Source organism: Lysobacter sp. TAB13, from assembly GCF_052113885.1.
GTDB classification, from domain to species: domain Bacteria; phylum Pseudomonadota; class Gammaproteobacteria; order Xanthomonadales; family Xanthomonadaceae; genus Lysobacter; species Lysobacter gummosus.
On sequence record NZ_JBFRDR010000207.1, the window covers coordinates 1 to 446 of the forward strand.

General features: G+C 65.7%; 1 protein-coding gene. It reads left to right on the forward strand.

Annotated elements, in window-relative coordinates; translation table 11 throughout:
- A partial coding sequence (locus tag AB4Y92_RS25845) for a hypothetical protein (RefSeq protein ID WP_441822217.1) occupies positions 1-311 on the forward strand: 311 nt, incomplete at its 5' end.
- Between the last annotated feature and the right edge of the window lie 135 nt (positions 312-446).

The window sequence follows — 446 nt, forward strand, 5'->3', positions numbered from 1 at the left end:
TCACCAACGCACTGGGGAAGCCTTTCGCTAAGGGTAGCTTTGGCAACTGGTTCCGGGAGAAGTGCGATGAGGCGGGCGTGCCGGGAGCGGCTCATGGTCTGCGCAAGGCTGGCGCTACGAGGGCCGCAGAGAACGGGGCCACCGAGAGCGAGCTTGAGGCCATCTTCGGATGGAGAGGTGGACGGATGGCTGCCAAATATACCCGCCAAGCCAACCGCACGAAGCTCGCCAAGCAGGCTGCCGCGAAGCTCCTTGGGGAACAGGAACGGTTACCGGGAGATGCCGCGTTGCCTTCCGAGGAGACCCCATGAGCAGGACCCCAGCCCGTGCCACGCAGGCGGATATCGCCCGAGCCGTCCGCGCCGTCTTGCAGTGCGGGGCGTCCGGCACCATCGAGATTGCCCCGGACGGCACAATCCGCGTGATCCTCGGGCGTACTACGGAGA